The following is a 22,365-nucleotide window of genomic DNA, read 5'->3' on the forward strand; positions in this document are numbered from 1 at the left end:
GAGTAGAGTCCAGATGGGGTAATTCATTGAGGTTCTCCTAAAGCAATTACGGCTACTGCTCATAAGCTGGCACACATCTTTTATTCTTCTTGGATTAATGGTCACGCTTATGTTGATCCTGGTGTCGATTACTATGAACAGCAGGATCAAGAACCACTTGTTCGTAATTTATCCAAAAACGCTCACTCTTTTGGTTTGAACCTTGCTCCTCATCCAGACAGTTAACTTTGTTTCTTAGGAAAAAGATAACCGAAAGACTTCAAAGCATCACTTGCCTGCTGCTCAAAGCAGACGATATCCTGGGGGGCTGCCTCGCGCTGCCAGCGATTCAAGCCTGTAGTATTTAGTGTGGGTTTGTTCGGATCGCCGGAGCTATAGGTATCCACAATCTGCTTAGTCTCATCTGTCACGCCCAGCCAAGCGAAGATATCAGGCAAAACACGATCCGGGCTGATGATAAGATCCTCATATCGGATTGTCCGACAGATATCAGGATAGGTTTGTTCAAATTGTACCCCCATAGATACTTGGTCTTGCCACCATTGAGCCACTTCTACATAATTATCAGGTCCCCAAGATCGCTTGATTACCGAACAGGCTACATCGCGACCATCACGCACGCAGTGAATGAATTTCATCGCCGGAAAAATTTCTAGCAGTAGGGGCAAAGCCGTTAGGTAGAGGGGCAATTTATTGATCCAACGGGGTTTTCCATCTACAGCACAGTGGTAAGCAAAAAGACTGGTTACAAATTCACGGAAACAGGAAAGGGCATTATCATCTCTCAAGTTAGACAGCAGTGTCTGGGTTGCTGCCATGCCTTCCTCAGAAGTGAAGAGAATATAGTGGGAACCGTGGTGGTAGCGTTCGTGGCTGCTTTTCTGGTGAGGACGATATGGTAGAGGAAGAGTCCATTCCTCCATTAACTCGTAAATACGGTTTTTAGGAAGGTTCGTATTCAGAAGTAGAAGCCGTGCGATATCCAGTACAAATTTAGTCTCATAAATCGGCGAAAGCTGTGAGTGTAGACCTAACATATCTACCAGTAGTGTCGTCCCCGAGCTCCCAGAACCACCAATAAATACAGGCGGAGACAAAATACTATCACATCCGAATGTCATATCTAAAACGCTAAGGTGGAGTTTGCATTACAGTAAAATCATATAAGATTATTTGGGCTGTCGTGTCAAGGAAGTCCATTGACAGAAATTCGACAACTCGCTCGATATGCGACTAGGTCAAAAACTTGGGTTTGGGTGTGTCTTGAGGTTGGGATTTTGGTTATGACTGTTTTAAACAACTCGGACATCAGAGTAGTGGTGATTGGCGCGGGATATATGGCGAATAAAGTTCATTATCCGGCTCTGTCTTCCTTTAACGATGTCAAAATTGAAGCGATTTGCGATCGCAATGTCGATAAGCTCCATGATACTGCTGCAAAATACCAAATTCAAAAGACTTATTCTGATTACAGACAAATGATTGAAGAAGTTGCTCCAGATGCAGTTTTTGCAATTGGTCAACCTCATACGATGTATGATGTTTGGATGTGGTGTCTCGAACATAGTTTAAATCTTTTTATCGAAAAACCATTAGGTTTGAATCTTCATCAGGCGCGAGCATTGGCTTATGTTGCAGAATCTAATAACTGTGTGACTCAGGTGTGTTTTCAAAGGCGAGCAAGTCCCATTTTGCAAAAACTGGTTGGGGAATGTAAAGCGCAAGGTTCGGTTACTTATGGTTCAGTTGAATTTATCAAGAATTCACCCGTCCCTTTTTTGGGGGCACGAGATCGAATGTTTGACGATGGAATTCATGCGATCGATACGCTGCGTTATATCTGTGAAGGAGAAGTTATTGACATTCATAGTGTAACTAAACGGATAGGTGTCCCGAACATTAATCTGATTGCTGCATTGCTTGAATTTGACTCTGGAGCATACGGACAAATTCACTGTAATTGGACTTCAGGTTACAGAAGATTTCGTGCGGAAATTCACGGATCTTCGATTTGCGCTGAAGTAGATTTAGAAGGGAGAGGCTATCTCCATCGGAATGGAAATGTTAAGGGAACAGAGTTTGATGCTCGACAGTTGGCTAGAAGCAATGAAACCTTTATTTTTTGCGGTTTTCAGCCTAAAATCAGAGAATTTTTAGACTGTCTGCGCTCTGTAAAACAACCAAGTTCAAATTTCTCAGATGTTCTCAAGACACATATCATTGCTGAAAAAATACTGGCTAAGGATTTACTGGATCGATAAGCTCTTTATGTTGGCACAAGAGCTAAAAAGATCGGAGTCAAATAATGTCAATTCGGGTAAGACGAAATGCGTTGAATATTGGGGAGTGCTCGGTAAATTGTGTTTGACGCCCCTGAACTCCTTGAAATCTCATGAAGATTTTGGGGATTTACACAAAATTCTGACCACTCCCTATATTGTCGCTATTTTACTTAGAGATAGGCTTTTCTCTGATGTTAAATTAGCTTTGTTTTCCCTGGATTGAAGCAAATTATTTTTCTATATGAATCAAACTCCACCAACCAAAATTGAGGATAGTATCCAATCTATCAATTTGAGCAAATCAAGTGCTTTTGTTCTATTTTTGCAATCTGTAGGGAGCATTCTTGTTTATCTTGCTCAAATCCTTCTAGTACGATGGATGGGAAAGGTCGAGTATGGGATTTACGAATATATTATCACTTGGTCTCTATTATTAGCTGTACCCATAAATCTTGGTTTGCCTCGGGCAGTGGTGCGTTTTATCAATGAATATCACTACAAACAAAATTGGGGACTTTTACGCGGAATTATTCTCGGTAGTTGGCAGTTAATAATTGGTGTAAGTTTGTTGGTTTGTCTGCTCGCTACGGGATTGATTTTCCTTATAGACCACTATCATCATTTTTCTTACGTTTCTGTTTTACTTATCGGTATTTGGTTGATTCCCTTACAAGGGTTAGCAGTCTTGCAAGAAAACATATCCATAGGTCTAAGGAAGTGGTCTATCGCTTATATTCCCACTAAAATAATCTATCCAATCTTAGTTATTACAGGAGGTTTTTTGCTTTGGCGAAGTCACTATATTCTGAGTGGCACTCTTATGACGAAAGTAACTCTAGTGATTTTGGGAGGAACAATTGTAATACAAGCTGGTTTGATATGGTTGAAATTCAATCTCGAAACTATTCCTGCACTTCCTGTCTATGTACCGCGAATATGGTTAAAAGTTTCTCTTCCCTTGCTTTTTTATCATACTTTTCGAGTAGTTTTCGTTAACACAGATATTTTAATGTTAGGTTCACTAGTTGGTGCGGATGCTGTCAGCATTTATAGTTCGGCTTCAAAAACTTCTCTTTGGGTCAATTTTGTTTTACAATCCATCAACATTGTTATTGCTCCTACTTTTGCAACTCTTTATATACAAGACAATCGAAAACAGCTACAGAAAGTTATCTCTATCGTTACAATTTGGATTTTCTTGTTATCCAACGTGATTGCATTAGTTTTAATTCTTTTTGCCAAACCTATTCTGGGAATTTTTGGGACAGAATTTATCGAAGCACATTGGGCATTAAAAATTCTTGTCATTGGACAATTAATTAGCACCTTCTCGGGTTCTGTTGGCAATTTACTTTCCATGACAGGCTATCAAAATCGATTAATGTTGGTTGCAGGTTGTACGGCTTTAATCAATCTAAGTTTAAATGCGATTGCAATCCCACTGTTGGGAATAGTAGGAGCGGCACTAACAACTAGTTTAACACTGAGTATTTGTAATATTTGGCTCGTAACGATCGCGATCCGAAATTTAGAAATTAATCCTACTGTCTTTTCGAGTTGGGCTTTGCTTAAAAAGAGCGAAAAGATTGATAGAGAAGAGGTAAGCACTGTAAGCACTTGAGCAAAAATATTTACAAATTGGATAGCCGTATTCAGGGAGTTCCAAGAGCTTTTCTTTGTAATTAATTGTGCTTACTTGTTTAACAGCAATTGGAGGCACTGAAACAATTCATCAGCGGATCGTAAAAAAGGAATTGAAAAAGGGGTTTACACATATTTACTTACATTAATACCTGAAATTGGACGTTAGTTAATAAAAAAAAGTTAATAAGTAGGTGGGTCTAATTAAAGGTTAAAAACGCGATCGCATAATTTCTCTATATTGGGAATATTGGGGTCAGAGATTAATCTTAGAAGTTCTTGGTCTTCTAATTAAGTTAACCGGATTTGTAAGTAAGCTGGCTGCGATCGCAACTGAGTAACTATTTTTCTATTTTACGCTTAATTAAGCCCATCTACTTAACTGGTAACTGATAACTGATAACTGGTTAACTGTTACCCATCGCTTCCGCAGTTTTCTCGCGATCCAACTTCAAAATTAACACCCCCAGAGGCGGTAAACACAAATCCAAAGAATAAGGTTGGCTGTGGAAAGACCACTCATCCGCCCACTTACCACCCAGATTACCCATATTACTACCACCGTACTCGCGAGCGTCGCTATTAAACAATTCTGTATAAAAACCCTGTTCGGGTACGCCAACGCGATAATGGCTATGAGGTTGAGGAGTAAAGTTACAGACTGTAACCACAAACTGTTCGCTATCTTTACAGCGACGAATAAATGAAACCACGCTATGGCGGTTGTCGCTGCAATCAATCCACTCGAACCCTTCCGGAGCAAAATCTTGCGTATACAAAGCAGATTCTTGCTTATACAAAGCATTTAAATCGCTCATAAAACGCTTCAACTTTTGATGGGGTTCGTACTGCAATAAATACCACTCTAAATCTCCCCAGACGTTCCACTCTTTCCACTGTCCAAACTCCATGCTCATAAACAGTGTTTTCTTGCCTGGATGAGCAAACATATAGGTATACAAACAGCGTAAATTAGCAAACTTCTGCCATTCATCCCCCGGCACTTTACCTAACATATTGCTCTTACCGTGAACAATTTCGTCGTGGGAAAGTGCCAGCATATAGTTTTCGCTGTAAGCGTACCAAATGCTGAAAGTAACATTATTTTGGTGGAACTGACGGAACCAGGGGTCCATGCCGAAATAATCGAGCATATCGTGCATCCAGCCCATGTTCCACTTCAGATTAAAGCCCAGTCCGCCAACGTAGGTAGGCCAAGATACCATCGGCCAAGTGGTGGATTCTTCAGCGATAGAAAGTACACCAGGGTAATAGCTGAAGATGACATGATTAACTTGGCGGAGAAAATCAGCAGCTTCTAAATTTTCTCGACCGCCATATTGGTTAGGAATCCATTCTCCTGGTTTACGGAGGTAGTCGAGATACAGCATTGAAGCTACTGCGTCTACCCGAATGCCGTCGATGTGGTATTTATCGAACCAGAATAAAGCGTTGGAAACGAGGAAGTTACGGACTTCGTTGCGGCTGTAGTTAAAGACTAAGGTTCCCCATTCTTTGTGTTCGCCTTTGCGGGGGTCGCCGTGTTCGTAGAGGTGAGTACCGTCGAAGAAAGCTAAACCATGACCGTCTTTAGGGAAGTGACCGGGAACCCAATCGACAATTACACCAATATCGTTTTGGTGACATTGGTCGATAAAATACATCAAGTCTTCGGGGTTGCCGTAACGAGAGGTACAAGCATAGTAACCGGTGACTTGGTAGCCCCAAGAACCGTCAAAGGGATGTTCGGCAATGGGTAGCAGTTCAATGTGGGTAAAGCCTAATTCTTTGACGTAAGGAATTAATTTTTCTGCTAGTTCGTAGTAGGTGAGGAAACGCGCTCCTGGCTTTAAGTCAGCGACAGCTACGGGTTCGGTTTCGCCACTTAATAAGCGAGGTATATCTTCAGATGAGGCGTTTAACCAAGAACCGAGATGTACTTCGTAAACTGAGACTGGCTGAGTTAGGGGTTCGGTGTGTCGTCGCTTTTCTAACCAGTCTTGGTCGTTCCACTGATAAACGTCGAGGTTGGCGACAATTGAGCCTGTTTTTGGGCGTACTTCTTGCTGGAAACCGTAGGGATCGGTTTTTTCGTAGATGTGTCCGTCCCAGTTTTTGATTTCGTATTTGTAGCGATCGCCGATTCCTACTTCGGGAATAAATAACTCCCAAACGCTGTTATTTCTTTTCTGCATTTGGTGTTGTCTTCCATCCCACTGATTAAAATCTCCTAAGATTGAGACGTTCCGCGCACTTGGCGCCCAAACTGCAAAATATACTCCTTTGACAGAGGTTTCGTCTACCTTAAACTCTGCCGGATGAGCGCCTAGTTTTTCGTAGATCCGGTGATGATTGCCTTCCGCAAACAAATGCAGGTCAAATTCTGTTAATTTTGGCGAACGAAAGGCGTAGGGGTCGTAAATAACCCGCTCGTGTTCTCCTTCTTTGAGGCGTAGCTGGTAGTTTGCTAGTTCTTCAGTTTCGATTTCGCAAACGAAGAAATTAGGATGGTGCAAGCTTTTCATTGGGTATTCTTCGCGAGCGGTCGGGCGAACTACCCAGGCTGCTTCTGCTTTGGGTAAATAAGCTCGTACTAGCCAACTTTTAATTTTGCCGTTTTCCTCAAGGGGATGGGGACCCAGCACTGCAAAGGGATCGTGGTGCTGATTCCAGACGATTAAGTTTACCTGTTCCTGGGCAATCGTTGCGGACATGAACCTATCTCTATCTACGAATCGGGAAGGAAAAGTGTCACTACTTTAATATTATTTAATTTATATTGCAAGTTTTGCAGATTTTTTCCTTTTTTGCTCGTCCTGTGCTATTTCACTGGGAGTAGTTCCCGGATGCGGAGAAGGAAAATTAAGTGCCGCAGTTCTGGACTAAGCTGGGGGGGAAACTTGCTTTCGGCTAATTCTGCCTGGAGTTCGGCGTATTCGGCGGCGGTGAGGCGTTCGCCATCTAGGGGCGAGTTTGCTTCGGTGACGATTTCGGTACGCAAAACTTCTTCTGGTACTTCTTCTGGGGGCGGTAAGGCGAAACTTGGTTGTATTTGAGCCGCGATTAGACAAAGCCCGACGATTAGACAAAGCCCGACACTGGAAAATAAATATCGCCAGGTTGGTGCAGCGATCGCTCTTAGCTCAATCCTAACTGCTACTATTTTGTTCATGGTTTATCTTTCATTTTTTCTGCTCGATTAGGTGTTCCTAGGATAAACTGTTTCCACAACTTCTTTTTTCTTTCCAAAAAAAGAAAAGAAGTTGTGCCTCGATTTCTTGGTTTAAAGGAAGTTTTTTGTCGGTTAGGGCTAGTTTCTAACTCACTTTTTTCCCTTACTAAATTTTCCTGGATCTACTTTATCAGTAGTGTGGCTCTTTGGGGGGTTTTCTGGCTCCAGTCTGGACATTAAGAATTGTTTAGGTAATTGGCAATCGATTTGAAAAGAAAAAGCGCAAGTTCTACCCACTCTGTTATTCTTACTAAAGAATTTTTATACTGAACATTGGTACGGGTTTGGGAAAACGATTGACTTTTCGTTACCGTCTATACATTTTTTGCTAGGTGATTCAGTACAATGGAAGAGGTGAGAATTAACATAATTAAGGATTTTTTTTCATTGAACGATGTAAAAACAGTTACAGAAAATGACTGTTTGCCAAAATGTTTGGTTGCTAAGTTGACAGACACTTTTCAAGTTCCGACAAGCTGGATGATGTATCCCCAAAAACTAAAGAAGACAAATTCTTTTCTCGCCCGGATACAATTTTGGCACGGGAAGAATGCTAAAGAAAAACTTTATCAAAAAATTGTCAATCGACTTCGCAATTCATTAAAGTTAAAAGTAGTTTTGCAAACAGCAGTAGATGAAGTAACTGAGTTATTCAAGGTAGAAACTTGTACCTTTTTGTGGTATTACCAAGATACCGAAAGGGTAAAAGTAGAATGCGAATCAAGTAAAACAGCTACGGATAAGTCGCTATTAGGATATCACGCTTTGTCGGACTTTGGGGAGCTTGCCAGAGATATTGTCGCTAGTCAATTAATTATTAATTTTGGGAAAGCTCAAGCTGAGGTTAATTTATTTGGGAAAATAGTCGGCTTTTTGCGGGGAGTGAAAGCGAAGCAGAAAGCAAAAAAGCAAGCAATTTGGGGTTATCAAGCTTGTTTATTGGTTCCGGTGACGGGGATGAAAGAACAAACAGGTTTTATCTGTTGTCTTGACAAAAAACCTCGTTTGTGGTTAAAAGCAGAAGTAGAATTTCTTCAGTCAATAGCTCAAGCCTTAGAAATAGCGATCGCCCAAGCGCAATTATACGAACAAACCCAAAAACAAGCAACTAGAGAGCGACTGGTAAACGAAATTGTCAGTCACATTCGTTCGAGTTTAGATTTAGAAACAATTGTCACCAGGGCGATCGCCGAGTTACTCTCAGCCTTAGAAATAGATCGCTGTTTAATTCATTTAAAAGAAGCTCGCGCAGAAAAGTTAAGAAACACTGAAGATATTAATCGAGACACAGCCTACCGCAGCAAATATCTTTATGAAGTGTGTCGCGAAGGATGGCAACCTTCATTAGAATATTTCGATCCTAACGGACCGATCTCTCAATGGGTAATTGAAAATCAAGAGGAAGTAGCGATCGTCGATATTACCAAAGATTCCCGCATTGGAGAAAATAACCGAGAGTACCAACAAGCGGAGATTAAATCATCTCTGGTAGTTCCGGTACAAACAAATGGCAAACTACAAGCAATTTTATATCTCAACCAATGCACTCACCAGAGATATTGGTCAAAAAACGACATTCAATTAGCCCAAGCTGTAGCAGATCGACTAGCGATCGCCATTCAACAAGCTCATTTATACGCCGAAAAAGAAGCCCAAGCCCAACAACTCGCCCATACCCTCAAAGAATTACAACTTACCCAAAGCCAACTGATTCAAAACGAAAAAATGTTGAGCTTGAGTCAAATGGTAGCAGGTGTAGCCCACGAACTCAATAACCCAATTAACTTTATCTCGGCGAATATTCCTTATCTAGAACATTACACGAACTCGTTGATTCAGTTAGTTCAAGCTTATCAACAAGAAACCACCCAGAGTGACGATCTTGCTAAACTCACTCAAGACATCGAACTAGACTTCTTACTCGCAGACTTACCGAAGATTTTAGCTTCGATGAAATCTGGTGCAGAAAGAATTCAAGAAATCGTGCAATTGTTGCAAAACTTTACCCGTCAAAACCAAGCATCGCTAAAGTCAGTAGACATTCACGCAGCCTTAGAAAGTACCCTAGCAATTTTATCCAGCCAAATTGATAACATTCACATCGAGCGTAAATACGGCAATCTACCTTTAGTAGAATGTTATCCCAAAGCAATGAATCAAGTCTTTCTGAGCTTGCTTACCAACGCCCTCGAAGCTTTAGCGCGAGATCCCAACACCGAGAAAAAAATTATTATTCATACCGAATTAATTAACTGTAACGGCAAAGCCGACCGAATCGAAATCGCGATCGCCGATAATGGTCCCGGGATACCCACAGCTTTACATTCGAGAATTTTCGATCCCTTTTTTACCACCAAAGACGTAGGTCAAGGTCGGGGCTTAGGTTTGACCGCAAGTTATCATACAATTGTCAACCAACACAAGGGTAAATTAGAAGTCAATTCTCAACTCAATCAAGGCGCAAAATTTACCATTGAAATTCCCCTCAAACAACATCACCAGTCGAGCCGCGACCGACTAATGTTAGGATGAGTAGGTTTAAAGCGCCATTAATTGGCTACAGTTAGCTGCTTATGTCTGTTGCGCCTCGTTCGTTAGGTAATACAAAAAGCCGTCGATCTCGAAAAATGATTAATTCCGAGCGATCGACAAACAATAAAGTATCTCGACATCCTCATTATAGTACAAAAGTACAGAAAAACAAGCGTACTGGAAAAAAAGTAGCCATGTTAGCGACGCGATCGCCAGTTCGGGTGCTGGGCTTTGCCCAATCGCGGAAAATGCCTTTATGGTTACGCTTACTGATGTTACTTCAGTACAGTTCCTCCGTCGTTACCTTTTCCCTCGTAACAGCAACGTTAATTATTTATGCCTGGACAGTATATACCCAGCAACAATGGAGTAAAGAGTACAAAAAGCTGGAAACCTTACAGCGTAACGAACGACAATTAACTACCACCAACGAAAGCTTAAAAAACCAACTCGCCGAACAAGCAGAAAGCCCCGAAGCAGGATTAGTACCACCCAATCCCAGTAACACCATATTTTTAACCCCAACTCCAGAACAACGTTCTTTTATTGACACCGAAACAGTGAATCAAGAACCTCGCGATCAAACTAATACTCCTCTGGGGTATTAGGGACTGGCGAGGAGGTGATTGGGGAGGAGGTGATTGGGTATTAGGGACTGGGGAGGAGGTGATTGGGGAGGAGGAAGACAAGGAAGACAAGGAGGAAGTGGAGAGCAAACTGTTCACTGATAATTGATAACTGAGAACTGATAATTGATAACTGAGAACTGAGAACTGATAACTGAGAACTGAGAACTGATAACTGATAACTGATAACTGATAACTGATAACTGATAATTGATAACTGAGAACTGATAACTGAGAACTGATAACTGAGAACTGATAACTGATAGATAACTGATAATTGATAACTGAGAACTGATAACTGAGAACTGATAACTGAGAACTGAGAACTGAGAACTGAGAACTGAGAACTGATAACTGATAACTGAGAACTGATAACTGAGAACTGAGAACTGATAACTGATAACTGATAACTGATAACTGATAACTGATAACTGATAACTGATAACTGATAACTGATTTCCTAATCCCCTCAATCTTGTTAACTACCAATGAACCATGACTAAAGTAAAGCGTCGCGTCAAGAAAAACAGCACTCAAACTGCGATTCCCAAAGAAAAAAACGGTGGAGGGAAAGTAGTAGCATTGAGCGATCGCATCCCAGTAAGTTTACCGAAGAAAAGGTTATTGTTAGTTTGGGGAATTATTTTGGCAGCAGGTTTAGGTTTAGGATTAAATTTATATCGTCTGCAAATAGTTCGCGCCCCGGTACTAGAAGAAAAAGCGCGACAACAACAGATGGTTTATATGCGTCCTTATATTCCTAGACGACCGATAATAGACCGTCAAGGGACAATTCTCGCTACCGATAGATTAGTTTACAGTTTGTATGCTCATCCTAAACTTTTTAAGATTTCCCGTGAGGAAATGGCGGTTAAACTGGCTGGAATCCTACCTAACAAAACAACTGAAGAGTTAGTGTCAAAATTTAATCAATCAGAAAGTGGTATTCGCTTGGTTTATTCCTTACCGGAAGAAATCGCTGACAAAATATCAGCTCTTTCTCTCGATGGTATAGAATTGCTGAGACAGTATTCACGACTTTATCCCCAACAGGAATTAGCATCTGAGGTGGTGGGATATGTGGATATGGATCATCGCGGTCAAGCAGGAGTAGAATACAGCCAGCAAAAACTACTCGAACGGGCAGTATTAACTCTACAACTAAATCGGGCGGGAAATGGAGCATTAATGCCAGCCCATCTACCAGAAGGCTTTTTAAACTACGATGAGTTACAGTTGCAGCTTACTCTTGATTTGCGCTTACAAAGAGTGGCAAACTTGGCTCTCAAGCAAAAATTAGCTGAATTTGATGCTAAACGGGGTAGTGTCATCGTTATGGACGTGCGCGATGGCTCAATTTTAGCTTTAGTTTGCGAACCGAGTTATAACCCAAATCAGTATTACAACTATGATGTGGGATTATTCCGTAATTGGACAATAACTGATGTTTACGAACCAGGTTCGACATTTAAACCAATTAATGTCGCGATCGCACTCGATGCAGGGGCGATCCAACCAAATAGCGTTTTTTACGACCAAGGTTTAATTAAAATCGATACTTGGGAAATCGCTAATTACGATTACTATACCAGAGGAGCTTACGGGAATATCAACGTTACCCAAATTCTCGAAACTTCTAACAACGTGGGGATGGTACAAATTATTAAACAAATGAAAGCTGCTACTTTCTACGGGGCTTTAGAAAGACTGGGAATAGAGGAAAGAATGGGAATCGATCTTCCTGGAGAAGCTGGGGGACAACTCAAAGATAGAAATCAATTTCTCGCTTCTGAGGTAGAAGCAGCAACCACTTCGTTTGGTCAAGGTTTTTCCTTAACACCTTTGAAATTAGCACAACTACAAGCGGCGATCGCTAATGGTGGTAAATTAGTTACTCCTCATGTAATTCGTGGTTTAGTCGATCCTCAAGGAAATTACCAGTATAAACCCCGCTTACAAACTAAACCTGTTTTTTCTCCCGAAACCAGCCAAACTGTTTTACAAATGATGGAAAGTGTGGTAGCAAATGGCACAGGTAAAACGGCGGCTATTCCTGGTTATCGCATCGCTGGTAAAACTGGTACTGCACAAAAAGCGAGTCCTAGTGGTGGTTACTCGGAAACTGCTAAAATTACCAGTTTTGTTGGAATTTTACCTGTGGAGTCTCCTCGTTATGTGGTTGTCGCTGTGGTAGATGAACCAAAACGAGATAATGCTTTTGGTTCTACTGTCGCTGCACCGATTGTTAAATCAGTTATGGAGTCTTTAATCGCTATTGAGGGTATTCCTCCGGCTGGTTTTCAGTAATTGGGGACCCTTGGATTGGGGACCCTTGGATTGGGGATTGGGGACTGGGAGAGGGGGGAGACAAGGGGGACAAGGGAGACAAGGGAGACAAGGGAGACAAGGGAGACAAGGGAGACAAGGGAGACAAGGGAGACAAGGGAGACAAGGGAGACAAGGGAGACAAGGGAGACAAGGGAGACAAGGGAGACAAGGGGGACAAGGGGGACAAGGAGGATAAACAAGATAACTGCTCACTGATAACTGCTCACTGGTAACTGCTCACTGCTAACTGTTCACTGCTAACTTCCAGTCCCTAATCCCCAATCACCTCCTCCCCAATCACCTCCTCCCCAGTCACCAGTCCCCAATTACCGTTAACAAAAAATTGGGTTTAAAGCCTCGCCGTTCTACGGTGACTTTGATTGAGAAGAAACTGGAAAATTAGTACAATAGTCGTTCTTCGAGTAGAACTAAAGTCTACGCGATGAATCGCTCTAGTAAGGAGAAATCCCGGTAAGTAAGTCCGGCGGCTAAACATAGCGTCAGTACGGCTAAACCACTGCAAGCTTTCTTCAGAGCGAGGAGCGTACTAAATTAGCTAAGTGATGGATGTTTGAAAGCATGAAACTAAAAAAAGTAAGCGCAATATATGCGGCTATATGCCAACATATTGAGCGTCTAGAGGCAACTTGACTATGCCTGCAAGAGTTCGACGATCGCTACTTGTGAATCTCCGTCTCTTTAGAGCCCAGAGAAGTCAACTAATCAAACTTTTCTTGACTTGTGCCAACAATTGTGCTTCATTTTCACTAGGATCGAGGCAAAATAAGCCTTGACAAACTAAGGCGATCGCGGAATTGGGTAATTCGTTTGCTAATTTGAAGCTACAGGTGGGGAAATATTGACTTTTCAAGCGAGTTAGGTATTCGCTGGTAGTTCGGACGAGAGTAGCATGGAGATACCAGTCGAGGGCTGTAAACAAGCTAGGACAAGCTTGAGGGGCTTTTTCCATGATGCTACTAAAAGAGTGTAAAGCAAGTTCGGCGCGATCGCGCAATTCTGGGTCTTGATTAATGACGAAGAAACGTAATAAATTAGCGATCGCCACTCCATTTGCGGCTGGGGTAGCATTATCGGTATAACTGCGTTCTCGTACTAACAGATCGTTGCTACTATCTTTGGCAGTGTTATAGTAACCTCCCGTTTCTATACTCCACAAATATTCGTCAAATTCCGCTTGAACTTCCATCGCTTTTTCCAACCATTGAGTTTCTTCGGGTAGACAAGCTTGTAAATCTAAAAGTGCTTTAATAAAGAAAGCATAATCTTCCGACTGTGCTAAAATTGCTGGTTTTCCCTCATAATTTAAGCGATGAAAACGTCCATTTACCCACTGACGATCTAAAATAAAATTAGCAGCGCGAATAGCTAATTCCCAATAAGATTTTTCTTGGAAAACCGCATAAGCCCTAGCTAAACCAGAAATGGTTAAACTATTCCAAGCCACAATCATTTTCGTATCAGTAACCGGAGGAATGCGACCTTGCCAATTACCTGTTTTTGCTTCATGATTATTCTTAGCAGGAGGAAAAGTTTGCATCTCTTCTCTAGTTTGACCGTAGCGAACTACAAATAACTTATCTAAACTTGCTTGCAAACTCTCCGAAAATTCGCCTCCCTGACGACGTTGGCAAACATTTGTTCCTTCAAAATTTCCCTCAGAAGTAACAGTAAAATTAGCTTCTAATTCAGCTAATTCTTCTGAAGTTAAAAGTTCTTCTAATTCTTCATAACTAAAGACATAAAATGCACCTTCCTCCGGTTCAGTTTCATCAGAATTAGTAAAACTATCCGCATCTTGTGCAGCATAGAAATAACCTTCAGGCGCAGTCATTTCGCGTTGTAACCATTCTACCGTTCCCGCGATCGCCTGAGCAAATGCAGGTTCTTCTCTCCCCAAACTCCACAAATTCGCCAAATACTCGATAATTTGTCCATTATCATAAAGCATCTTTTCAAAGTGGGGTACAGTCCAAGTTGAATCGACCGTATAACGATGAAAACCGCCCCCTACGTGGTCGTAAATACCTCCTAACGCCAAATCTAACCCTCGTTGCTGAGAAACTTCCTTAGCGTCATATTTCAACTGAAAATCAAATCTACTTCCTCGTAAAGTTAGTTCCGCATAAGGCATCATCGGAAAACTAGGAGTACCGTAATCCCGCCTCCCAATTACCGTCGTGTTAACTTCAATACCTTCCTTCAGTAAATCCTTAGTTAAAATTTTTGACTCAGAAACAGGCAAAATTGTTGAAGCTTGAAAATTAGCCATTAAATCAGCTTTAAAAGCCTGTAATTTCTCATTTTCTACATCATAAAAACGGCGGACAGCTTCGAGAACTTGTAAAAATCCTGGACGACCATAACGAGGTTCCACGGGAAAATAAGTTCCCCCATAAAAAGGTACTAGATCGTCAGGAGTAAGAAACACATTTAGGGGCCAACCGCCTTGACCTGTCATCATTTGTAATGCTTGCATGTAAATGCTGTCTAGGTCTGGTCTTTCCTCGCGGTCTAATTTGATTGGTAAAAAATTAGCATTCATAAAATCAGCGATCGCGCGATCGGAAAATGCTTCTGTTTCCATCACCGTACACCAGTGACAGCTAGAATAACCAATCGAAAGAAAAATAGGTTTATTCTCTTTTTTGGCAGTTTCTAAAGCTTCTTCACACCAATACCACCAGTCAATGGGATTTTCCGCGTGTTTGCGTAGATAAAGACTTTGGGCTTCAACAAGACGATTTGACATAATTAAAATTATTGGCTTCTATTTGGGCTGAAGTACAATGTTAGTTTATCTTCCGCAAGTAAAGTTTTAATCATAGAAAAGATAGATCTTCTCCAGTTGAGGAAGATTAACTACTCAAATTTCAGCTTTAAGTTACTATCAAATTACCCAACCAGCTAAAATTTTAGTTTTCTCTTTAGAAATCAATTTTTATGCAGCTTTCACCACGTTTTACCACAGCCCTCACTTGGGCAACTGAATTACACGCTAAGCAAATGCGTAAAGGATCGGGAGTTCCTTATATTTCTCACTTACTAGGAGTAACAGCGATCGCCTTAGAATACGGTGCAAATGAAGATGAAGCGATCGCTGCTTTACTTCATGATGCAATTGAAGATCGAGGTGGTGCGAAAACTAAGGCAGAAATTCGCCGTCGCTTTGGCGATACGGTGACAGAAATTGTTGTTGGCTGTACTGATACAGAAACCATTCCTAAACCCCCCTGGAGAGAACGCAAACAAGCTTATTTAGCTCATCTTCCTACGGCTTCAGTTTCAATCCGTTTAGTTTCTGCTGCTGATAAACTGCATAATTGTCGCTCGATTCTGCAAGATTATCGTCTCTTAGGTGACGAACTTTGGCAACGTTTTCAGGGTGGAAAAGAAGGTACTTTGTGGTACTATCGCTCTCTAGTGGAAGCTTTTCGTCAAGCTGATTTTAACCCTTTAGTTGCTGAGTTAAACCGAGTTGTTTGCGAGCTAGAAAATTTAGTAGCAAAATAAACAGCGACTAACTTTGAGTAAAATGACAGTAGGGAATAATATTTTTAACTTTCGCTCTGAGATTTTAGTTTAAGTGTCTATCGGGACTCTCTACGGGATTAGTGTAGGAACAGGCGACCCAGAATTAATTACAGTTAAGGGATTGCGACTGTTACAACAAGCAAAGGCGATCGCCTTTCCGGCTGGGGTTGGTGGCAAACTGGGAATGGCACAACAAATTGTTTCCTCGTGGCTGAGGCAGGAACAAACCCAACTAAGTTTAAATTTTCCTTACGTCCAGGAAAGTGAAGTTTTGATTCCCGCGTGGGAGCAAGCGGCAGAAAAAGTTTGGCAATATCTTCAGGTTGGGGAAGATGTCGCTTTTGCTTGTGAAGGAGATGTGAGTTTTTACAGTACGTTTAGCTATTTAGCTCAAACTTTGCAGCAGTTACACCCAGAAGCAGTGATTCAAGCGATACCGGGAGTTTGTTCCCCAATGGCAGCAACAGCAGCTTTAGGAGTACCTTTAACAGTTCGCGCTCAAAAACTTGCAATCTTACCTGCTCTTTATACAATGGGAGAGTTGGAAACAGTTCTTGATTGGGCGGATGTCGTGGTCCTGATGAAAATTAGTTCCGTCTACGAGCAAGTTTGGCAAATATTGCAGAAGCGATCGCTACTAGATCGCAGTTGGGTAGTCGAACGAGCAACTTTAAGCGACCAAAAGATTTATACTGGATTGCGATCGCGCTCTTCGCTCAAATTACCTTATTTCTCGATCTTGATCGTTCAAGTCTGTCCAGCAACTTATCCCGAAAGTGGATAGTCTTGATTACTGAAAAACTCTCAAGGGTTTAAAATTTGAGAAATATAGTGAAAAAATACTGATGTCAATTTAGGTTTAGAGTAATCAAGCTTTTGCGCTAATTCTGCCGATCGTTAAGAGAATTTACCAAAAATGGCTATTTCTTACAGTTCAATTATTAAAACTCTACCAGATAAATTAACTCAACCAGCGACTCTGGCTGTATTTGCTTCTGTGGGTATTCACGGTTTGCTCGGAGTATCCTTACCTAACTTACCGCTTTTTTCAGCTACGCCTAACCAAGGAACTTTACGCGATGTCAGGTTGGTAGAGTTAAGCGAAACTGAACAAAGTCGCTTACCAGATCTCTCGCCGCAACTCAATCCTTCGGAACTTCCTCACCTCAGTCAACTGTTACCAGTACAGAAGTCTACTACTTCTACTGGCACTACCAAAACCCCATCTACAGTTCTTCCTTCAACACCAACCAAGAACTTATCGATCGATAAATCCGTGACTCTCGGTAACAGTTCGCCAACTAAGGTTCCTTTACCGCCACCACCGCCAACCACGGTAGCTAAAGCAGGAGGTACAACGACTCCAGGAAAAACTCAATACGAAATTGAGCGATCGCAACGACTATCTTTATTTGCTAATTCTCCAGCTCATACAGCTTCGACTAAACCGCCTCTAGATGCAATCCAAGATCGGATCGCAGAAAATAATGCTCAAGATATTGCTAAAGTAAATAATCTTCCTTCTCCTCCTCCCACTACTGAAGCAACCCCACAGCAACAACCACCAGAACCCAATTTAGTGCAACCAACTAATGGGAATAATGGGAATAATTATGCGATCGCGCGCGAGCAAACTATTCCCTCCAATACTCTTCGCCGCGATGATACGATTCCCACTTTTGAATCAAATTCATCTGATGGCAAAGTAGATAAAGATTTAACCACCGCTTTAGTCGATCTTGAATCTACTCCCCAAACAACTACTACCGAAGATAAACAAAAATCAGACAAAAATTTAGCAGTTATTGCCGAACAAATCACCAATTCTTCAACCCCAGAAGTTTCACCCTCACCAGCAGAAGATGAGGAAAATAAGCCAACTAATCCTCAAGTTGCCCCAACTGTTCCTACTAGCGCAACTCCGGTAACTCCACCAGAAAATTCTCCCAACCCTGACAGCCCATCTCCTGCTACCCGACAACGGTTAAACCGAATCCAAATCAACCCCACTGAACCATCAAACTCAGATCCAAATCCAGTACCCACAGACGCATCAATCCTTACCCCAGAAGAATCAACTAACAATTCTTCTCCTTCCCCAGCAAGCTCTCTCGGTAATATTCAAGCAGATCCCGCAGCTTTGCAGGAACGAATTCAAAACCTAGAAACTGAGTCAAGTAACCGAAATAATCAACAAGCAAAAGCCAAATCTCCTACTTGGGAAACTACTGTAGCTCAGATACCACCACAAGAACAAAAACTCACCGGTATCTACCCAGAAAACGCTTGCGCTAAAAAATTAGAAGGTAATGTAATTTACGGAGTCTTGGTAGATTCCCAAGGAAATATTGCCGATCTCGAATTAATTAAAGGAACCGCTTACCAGGTTTTTAATCAACAAGCTCTCGAGCAAATTAAAGAACGCAAATTTGCCCCAGCTACCGGACAAGCACAACCTTATAAAATTAATGTCGAGTTTAAATATAACCAAGCCAATTGTCCGGCTCAAAATGGATAAACTTTTTCGCGTATTCCTGCCAAATTATTGCCAGTAATTATGATTATCTTCCTGGCAATGCTTTGGCAGGCATCATTTAAGTCAAATGTTACTGTAACCTCAAGTTTCTATTAATGCTTGAAATTCTTAAATTTTTCTGGAAATTTGCTTGAGAGATCGCCGGACAATTTCACTTGATTTTTGTTACTGACTAAGCTCGACAAAAATTTGCTATTCCGTTTCAATTCATATTTTCGTATAATTGTCAAGCAACCTTAATAGTGCAAATTTACCAATTCTCCTTCAGATTTCATATTTAAATTTATGGCTGAATCAACTTGTTTTCAAGATACACTTAATGCTGCGGCTGAAAGATTATTTGCCTTACTAGACCGCTTTCATCAAGCAGAAATCCTAGTTATCGGTGACTTAACTTTAGATGAATTTCTTACAGGTCAAGTAGAACGAATTTCTCGCGAAGCACCAGTATTAATTTTGCGCCACGAACACACTAGACAAATTCCTGGAGGCGGTGCAAATGCAGTTTACAACCTCGCCAAGCTAGGAGCAAAAGTAAAAGTTGTCGGTTTAGTCGGAAAAGACCCCCAAGGAGAAGCATTACGAGCTATTTTTGAAGCTGCGGGCATTGATACAACTGGAATGCTCACTGCTACCGACCGCCCCACTGTCACCAAAACGCGCATTGGCGGTCACGCTCGTCAGTCTGTAACTCAGCAAATCGTCCGCGTTGACCGCAAATCAGACCAAATGCCAGACTTAGATTTACAGATGCAACTAGCCGAATATATTCGCTCTCAAATTGAAGATGTAGATGCTGTAGTTTGTTCTGACTACGGAGATGGAGTCCTAACTGCACCTGTTATTGAAGCTGCTTTATCACACAAGCATACTATCGTAGACGCTCAAAAAGGTTTAGAACGTTATCGCCATGCAAAACTATTTACGCCAAATTTACCAGAAGCAGAACAGGCAGTAGGCTATAGTATTAGCGAACCTCAATCTTTAGTCCGGGCTGGACAAGATTTACTGTCAAAAACAGCCGCAGAGCAAATTTTAATTACTCGCGGTGATGAGGGAATGAGTTTATTTGAAAGTCGGGATGGAGAAAGTGAATGTTGGCATATTCCTGCTTTCAACCGCACTGATGTTTTTGACGTTACAGGGGCAGGAGATACAGTAGTAGCAGCGTTAACTTTAAGTAAATGTGCTGGTGCATCTTTTTGGGAAGCATCGGTTTTAGGTAATTTAGCTGCTTCGATTGTCGTGCGGAAGTTCGGAACAGCAACTACAACTGTAGAAGAAATGAAAGAGGCTTTTCAGACATTATTAGATGAAGGTATTTAGATTGCTGGTGACAGGAAATTTTAGTTAGTTATCAAAACTTTGCTGACAAGATTTTCATCTGTGGAGATTAGTTATGTCTAATCTTCACAATTCAATTAAAATTGCCAAAATCTATCTAAAAATGACTTAAAAACCTGACGGTTAAAATAAACAAAAAGGCAGTAGGAGCAAAGCAATGGCTTATAAACCAATCGAAAGTTACGGTATCATCGGTAATATGTATACTACTGCTTTAGTAGGTTTAGATGGTTCGATCGATTGGTTTTGCTTTCCCCATCATGATTCGCCAAGCGTTTTTGCGGCTTTACTTGATTCGGAAAAAGGCGGTTATTTCCAAATTGCGCCCTTAGCAGATAATGTTACTCATAAACAGTTATATTGGCCGCAAAGTAATGTGTTAATTACTCGCTTTTTGACTCCTGAAGGTGTAGCTGAAGTTATTGATTTTATGCCTGTAAATTTAAAAGAAGGCGAAAAAGGTTATCACTGGTTAGTGCGGAAAGTTACAGTCGTGCGTTCCTGCATGGATTTGCGAGTAGAATGTTATCCTGCCTTTAATTATGCCCGATCGCGCCATGAAGTCTCGTTAACCAAAAATGGGGCTTGTTTCCACACTGAAAATCTTAGCTTGGGACTCGCAACCGAAGTTCCGCTTCAGCAACAAGGAAATGGTGTCTTTGGTAAGTTTACACTCCAGGCAGGCGAAAGTGCTATTTTTGTACTGAGGAAGTTGGAAACAGACTGCGATTGTGGTGTACCTTTAGATCGCGAAGCAACTTTTGAATTATTCGAGGATACAGCAACATATTGGCGACGTTGGCTTTCTCAATGTATTTATAAAGGTCGTTGGCGTTCCGAAGTCGAAAGATCCGCCCTCGTACTAAAATTATTAACATTTGAACCCACAGGCGCGATCGTGGCTGCCCCTACCTGTAGTTTGCCAGAAAGTGTCGGCGGCGTGCGTAACTGGGACTACCGTTATACTTGGATTCGAGATGCAGCTTTTACGCTTTACGCTTTGTTGCGAATTGGCTTTAGTGAAGAAGCAGCGAGATTTATGGAATGGATCTCAGAACGTTGTCGCGATCGCTGTCCTGATGGTTCCCTACAAATAATGTACGGCATTGACGGTCGCAAAGACTTAAGTGAAGAAACTTTAGATCATTTAGCAGGATATCTCGGTTCCCAGCCAGTACGCATTGGCAATGGCGCATATAATCAATTTCAACTCGATATTGTCGGCGAGTTAATGGATTCGGTATATCTTTATAACAAATATGGAACTTATATTTCCTACGAACTTTGGACGCAATTAAGGGAATTACTCGATTGGTTATCAGATAATTGGGAGAGAAAAGACGAAGGAATTTGGGAAATGCGCAATGGACAAAAACACCACGTTTACTCCAAATTAATGTGTTGGGTAGCCTTCGATCGCGCTTTACGTTTAGCCGAAAAACGTTCTTTTCCCGCCCCTCGTCAACGTTGGTTAGAAGTACGCGATCGCATTTACGAACAAATTATGACACAAGGTTGGAATGAATCAAAACAAGCCTTTGTTCAACATTACGATTCCGATACCTTAGATGCTAGTAGTTTGTTAATGCCTTTAGTCTTTTTTGTCTCTGCTAACGATCCACGCATGATTGCTACTTTAGAAGCAATTAATAAACAGCCAGAAAAAGGTGGTTTAGTTTATGATAGCCTCGTTTATCGCTATAACCTCGAAAAAACTAGCGACGGTTTAAGCGGGGAAGAAGGAACTTTTAATGTTTGTACATTTTGGTTAGTTGAAGCTTTAACTCGCGCTGGTGGCGAAGACAAATTTAAACTCGAAACAGCAAGATTAATGTTTGAGAAAATGCTTGGTTATGCTAATCATTTAGGTTTATTTTCTGAAGAAATGAACTCTAACGGTTCTGCGTTAGGAAACTTTCCCCAAGGTTTAACTCATTTAGCTTTAATTAGTGCCGCTTGGAACTTGAATAAAGCCTTGGGAGAACATGAATAATCTCATTTCTAAATGAGCGGTTGATGGTATGGTATGGTATGGTTTGGACAAAGGAGCGCACGGATAAAATTTCATCAGAACGGAGAGGGGAAACTGCGGATTTAGGAACAATAACGGTATCGATTGATTCGCCAATTGATAAGATTATGTTTATTTTTAGCCAAGTCTTCCCAAAGATCGCCTTAACTATTTGCCAAGATAACAGGTATAATTAAATCAGACAAGATGAAATTTCAGAAAAGCTAAAAATGTTTATTCTCAGTCTTGATGAAACAGGTCGTATTTTGATTCCTCAAAAA

The 22,365-nt window shown here is 41.3% G+C and carries 14 protein-coding genes; 10 read left to right on the forward strand and 4 right to left on the reverse strand.

Going from position 1 to position 22,365, the window contains the following annotated elements; translation table 11 throughout:
• Positions 1 to 221: 221 nt before the first annotated feature.
• Positions 222 to 1,121, reverse strand: a complete 900-nt coding sequence (locus tag G3T18_RS20265) for a sulfotransferase family protein (RefSeq protein WP_224412406.1) — start codon at positions 1,119 to 1,121, stop codon at positions 222 to 224.
• A 162-nt stretch (positions 1,122 to 1,283) separates the two neighbouring features.
• Here G3T18_RS20265 and G3T18_RS20270 point away from each other — a divergent pair, with 162 nt between their 5' ends.
• Together G3T18_RS20270 and G3T18_RS20275 are read left to right on the forward strand one after the other, a co-directional pair.
• Positions 1,284 to 2,261 (forward strand): Gfo/Idh/MocA family protein, encoded by a 978-nt coding sequence (locus G3T18_RS20270; RefSeq protein ID WP_224412407.1) that lies wholly within the window; start codon positions 1,284 to 1,286, stop codon positions 2,259 to 2,261.
• A gap of 262 nt (positions 2,262 to 2,523) precedes the next feature.
• Entirely contained in the window at positions 2,524 to 3,903 is a 1,380-nt protein-coding gene (locus G3T18_RS20275) for an oligosaccharide flippase family protein (RefSeq protein ID WP_224412408.1), read from the forward strand.
• A gap of 427 nt (positions 3,904 to 4,330) precedes the next feature.
• Here the strand turns inward: G3T18_RS20275 and glgB are convergent, their stop codons facing one another.
• Both glgB and G3T18_RS20285 read right to left on the reverse strand, forming a co-directional pair.
• Positions 4,331 to 6,637 (reverse strand): 1,4-alpha-glucan branching enzyme, encoded by a 2,307-nt coding sequence (gene glgB, locus G3T18_RS20280; protein WP_224412409.1) that lies wholly within the window; start codon positions 6,635 to 6,637, stop codon positions 4,331 to 4,333.
• A gap of 107 nt (positions 6,638 to 6,744) precedes the next feature.
• A complete protein-coding gene (locus G3T18_RS20285; RefSeq protein WP_224412410.1) occupies positions 6,745 to 7,095 on the reverse strand; it encodes a hypothetical protein in 351 nt (116 codons plus the stop codon).
• 447 nt (positions 7,096 to 7,542) lie between these two features.
• On the opposite strand from G3T18_RS20285, the gene G3T18_RS20290 reads away from it, so the two are divergent.
• The 3 genes from G3T18_RS20290 to G3T18_RS20300 all read left to right on the forward strand — a co-directional run bounded on the left by G3T18_RS20290 (position 7,543) and on the right by G3T18_RS20300 (position 12,620).
• Positions 7,543 to 9,687 carry a GAF domain-containing sensor histidine kinase gene (locus tag G3T18_RS20290; protein ID WP_224412411.1) on the forward strand — a complete coding sequence of 715 codons (2,145 nt, stop codon included), beginning with the start codon at positions 7,543 to 7,545 and terminating at the stop codon, positions 9,685 to 9,687.
• Positions 9,688 to 9,728: 41 nt separating this feature from the next.
• Positions 9,729 to 10,295, forward strand: a complete 567-nt coding sequence (locus tag G3T18_RS20295; protein ID WP_224412412.1) for a hypothetical protein — start codon at positions 9,729 to 9,731, stop codon at positions 10,293 to 10,295.
• Positions 10,296 to 10,808: 513 nt separating this feature from the next.
• Positions 10,809 to 12,620: a peptidoglycan D,D-transpeptidase FtsI family protein gene (locus G3T18_RS20300; protein WP_224412413.1), complete on the forward strand. Its 1,812-nt coding sequence runs from the start codon at positions 10,809 to 10,811 to the stop codon at positions 12,618 to 12,620.
• 736 nt (positions 12,621 to 13,356) lie between these two features.
• Here G3T18_RS20300 and G3T18_RS20305 read toward each other — a convergent pair.
• Complete coding sequence (locus G3T18_RS20305; RefSeq protein WP_224412414.1) at positions 13,357 to 15,411, reverse strand: thioredoxin domain-containing protein; 2,055 nt, start codon at positions 15,409 to 15,411, stop codon at positions 13,357 to 13,359.
• Between the two features lie 191 nt (positions 15,412 to 15,602).
• Here G3T18_RS20305 and G3T18_RS20310 point away from each other — a divergent pair, with 191 nt between their 5' ends.
• The 5 genes from G3T18_RS20310 to G3T18_RS20330 all read left to right on the forward strand — a co-directional run bounded on the left by G3T18_RS20310 (position 15,603) and on the right by G3T18_RS20330 (position 22,066).
• Positions 15,603 to 16,172: an HD domain-containing protein gene (locus G3T18_RS20310; RefSeq protein WP_224412415.1), complete on the forward strand. Its 570-nt coding sequence runs from the start codon at positions 15,603 to 15,605 to the stop codon at positions 16,170 to 16,172.
• A gap of 73 nt (positions 16,173 to 16,245) precedes the next feature.
• A complete protein-coding gene (locus tag G3T18_RS20315; protein WP_224412416.1) occupies positions 16,246 to 16,977 on the forward strand; it encodes a precorrin-2 C(20)-methyltransferase in 732 nt (243 codons plus the stop codon).
• 132 nt (positions 16,978 to 17,109) lie between these two features.
• The gene (locus tag G3T18_RS20320) at positions 17,110 to 18,711 is read left to right on the forward strand and encodes an energy transducer TonB (protein ID WP_224412417.1); all 1,602 of its coding nucleotides are present in this window, start codon (positions 17,110 to 17,112) and stop codon (positions 18,709 to 18,711) included.
• Between the two features lie 303 nt (positions 18,712 to 19,014).
• The gene (rfaE1, locus tag G3T18_RS20325; protein ID WP_224412418.1) at positions 19,015 to 20,055 is read left to right on the forward strand and encodes a D-glycero-beta-D-manno-heptose-7-phosphate kinase; all 1,041 of its coding nucleotides are present in this window, start codon (positions 19,015 to 19,017) and stop codon (positions 20,053 to 20,055) included.
• 175 nt (positions 20,056 to 20,230) lie between these two features.
• Positions 20,231 to 22,066 carry a glycoside hydrolase family 15 protein gene (locus tag G3T18_RS20330; protein ID WP_224412419.1) on the forward strand — a complete coding sequence of 612 codons (1,836 nt, stop codon included), beginning with the start codon at positions 20,231 to 20,233 and terminating at the stop codon, positions 22,064 to 22,066.
• Positions 22,067 to 22,365: the final 299 nt, after the last annotated feature.

It is taken from the genome of Oscillatoria salina IIICB1 (assembly GCF_020144665.1).
In the GTDB taxonomy this organism is placed as follows: domain Bacteria; phylum Cyanobacteriota; class Cyanobacteriia; order Cyanobacteriales; family SIO1D9; genus IIICB1.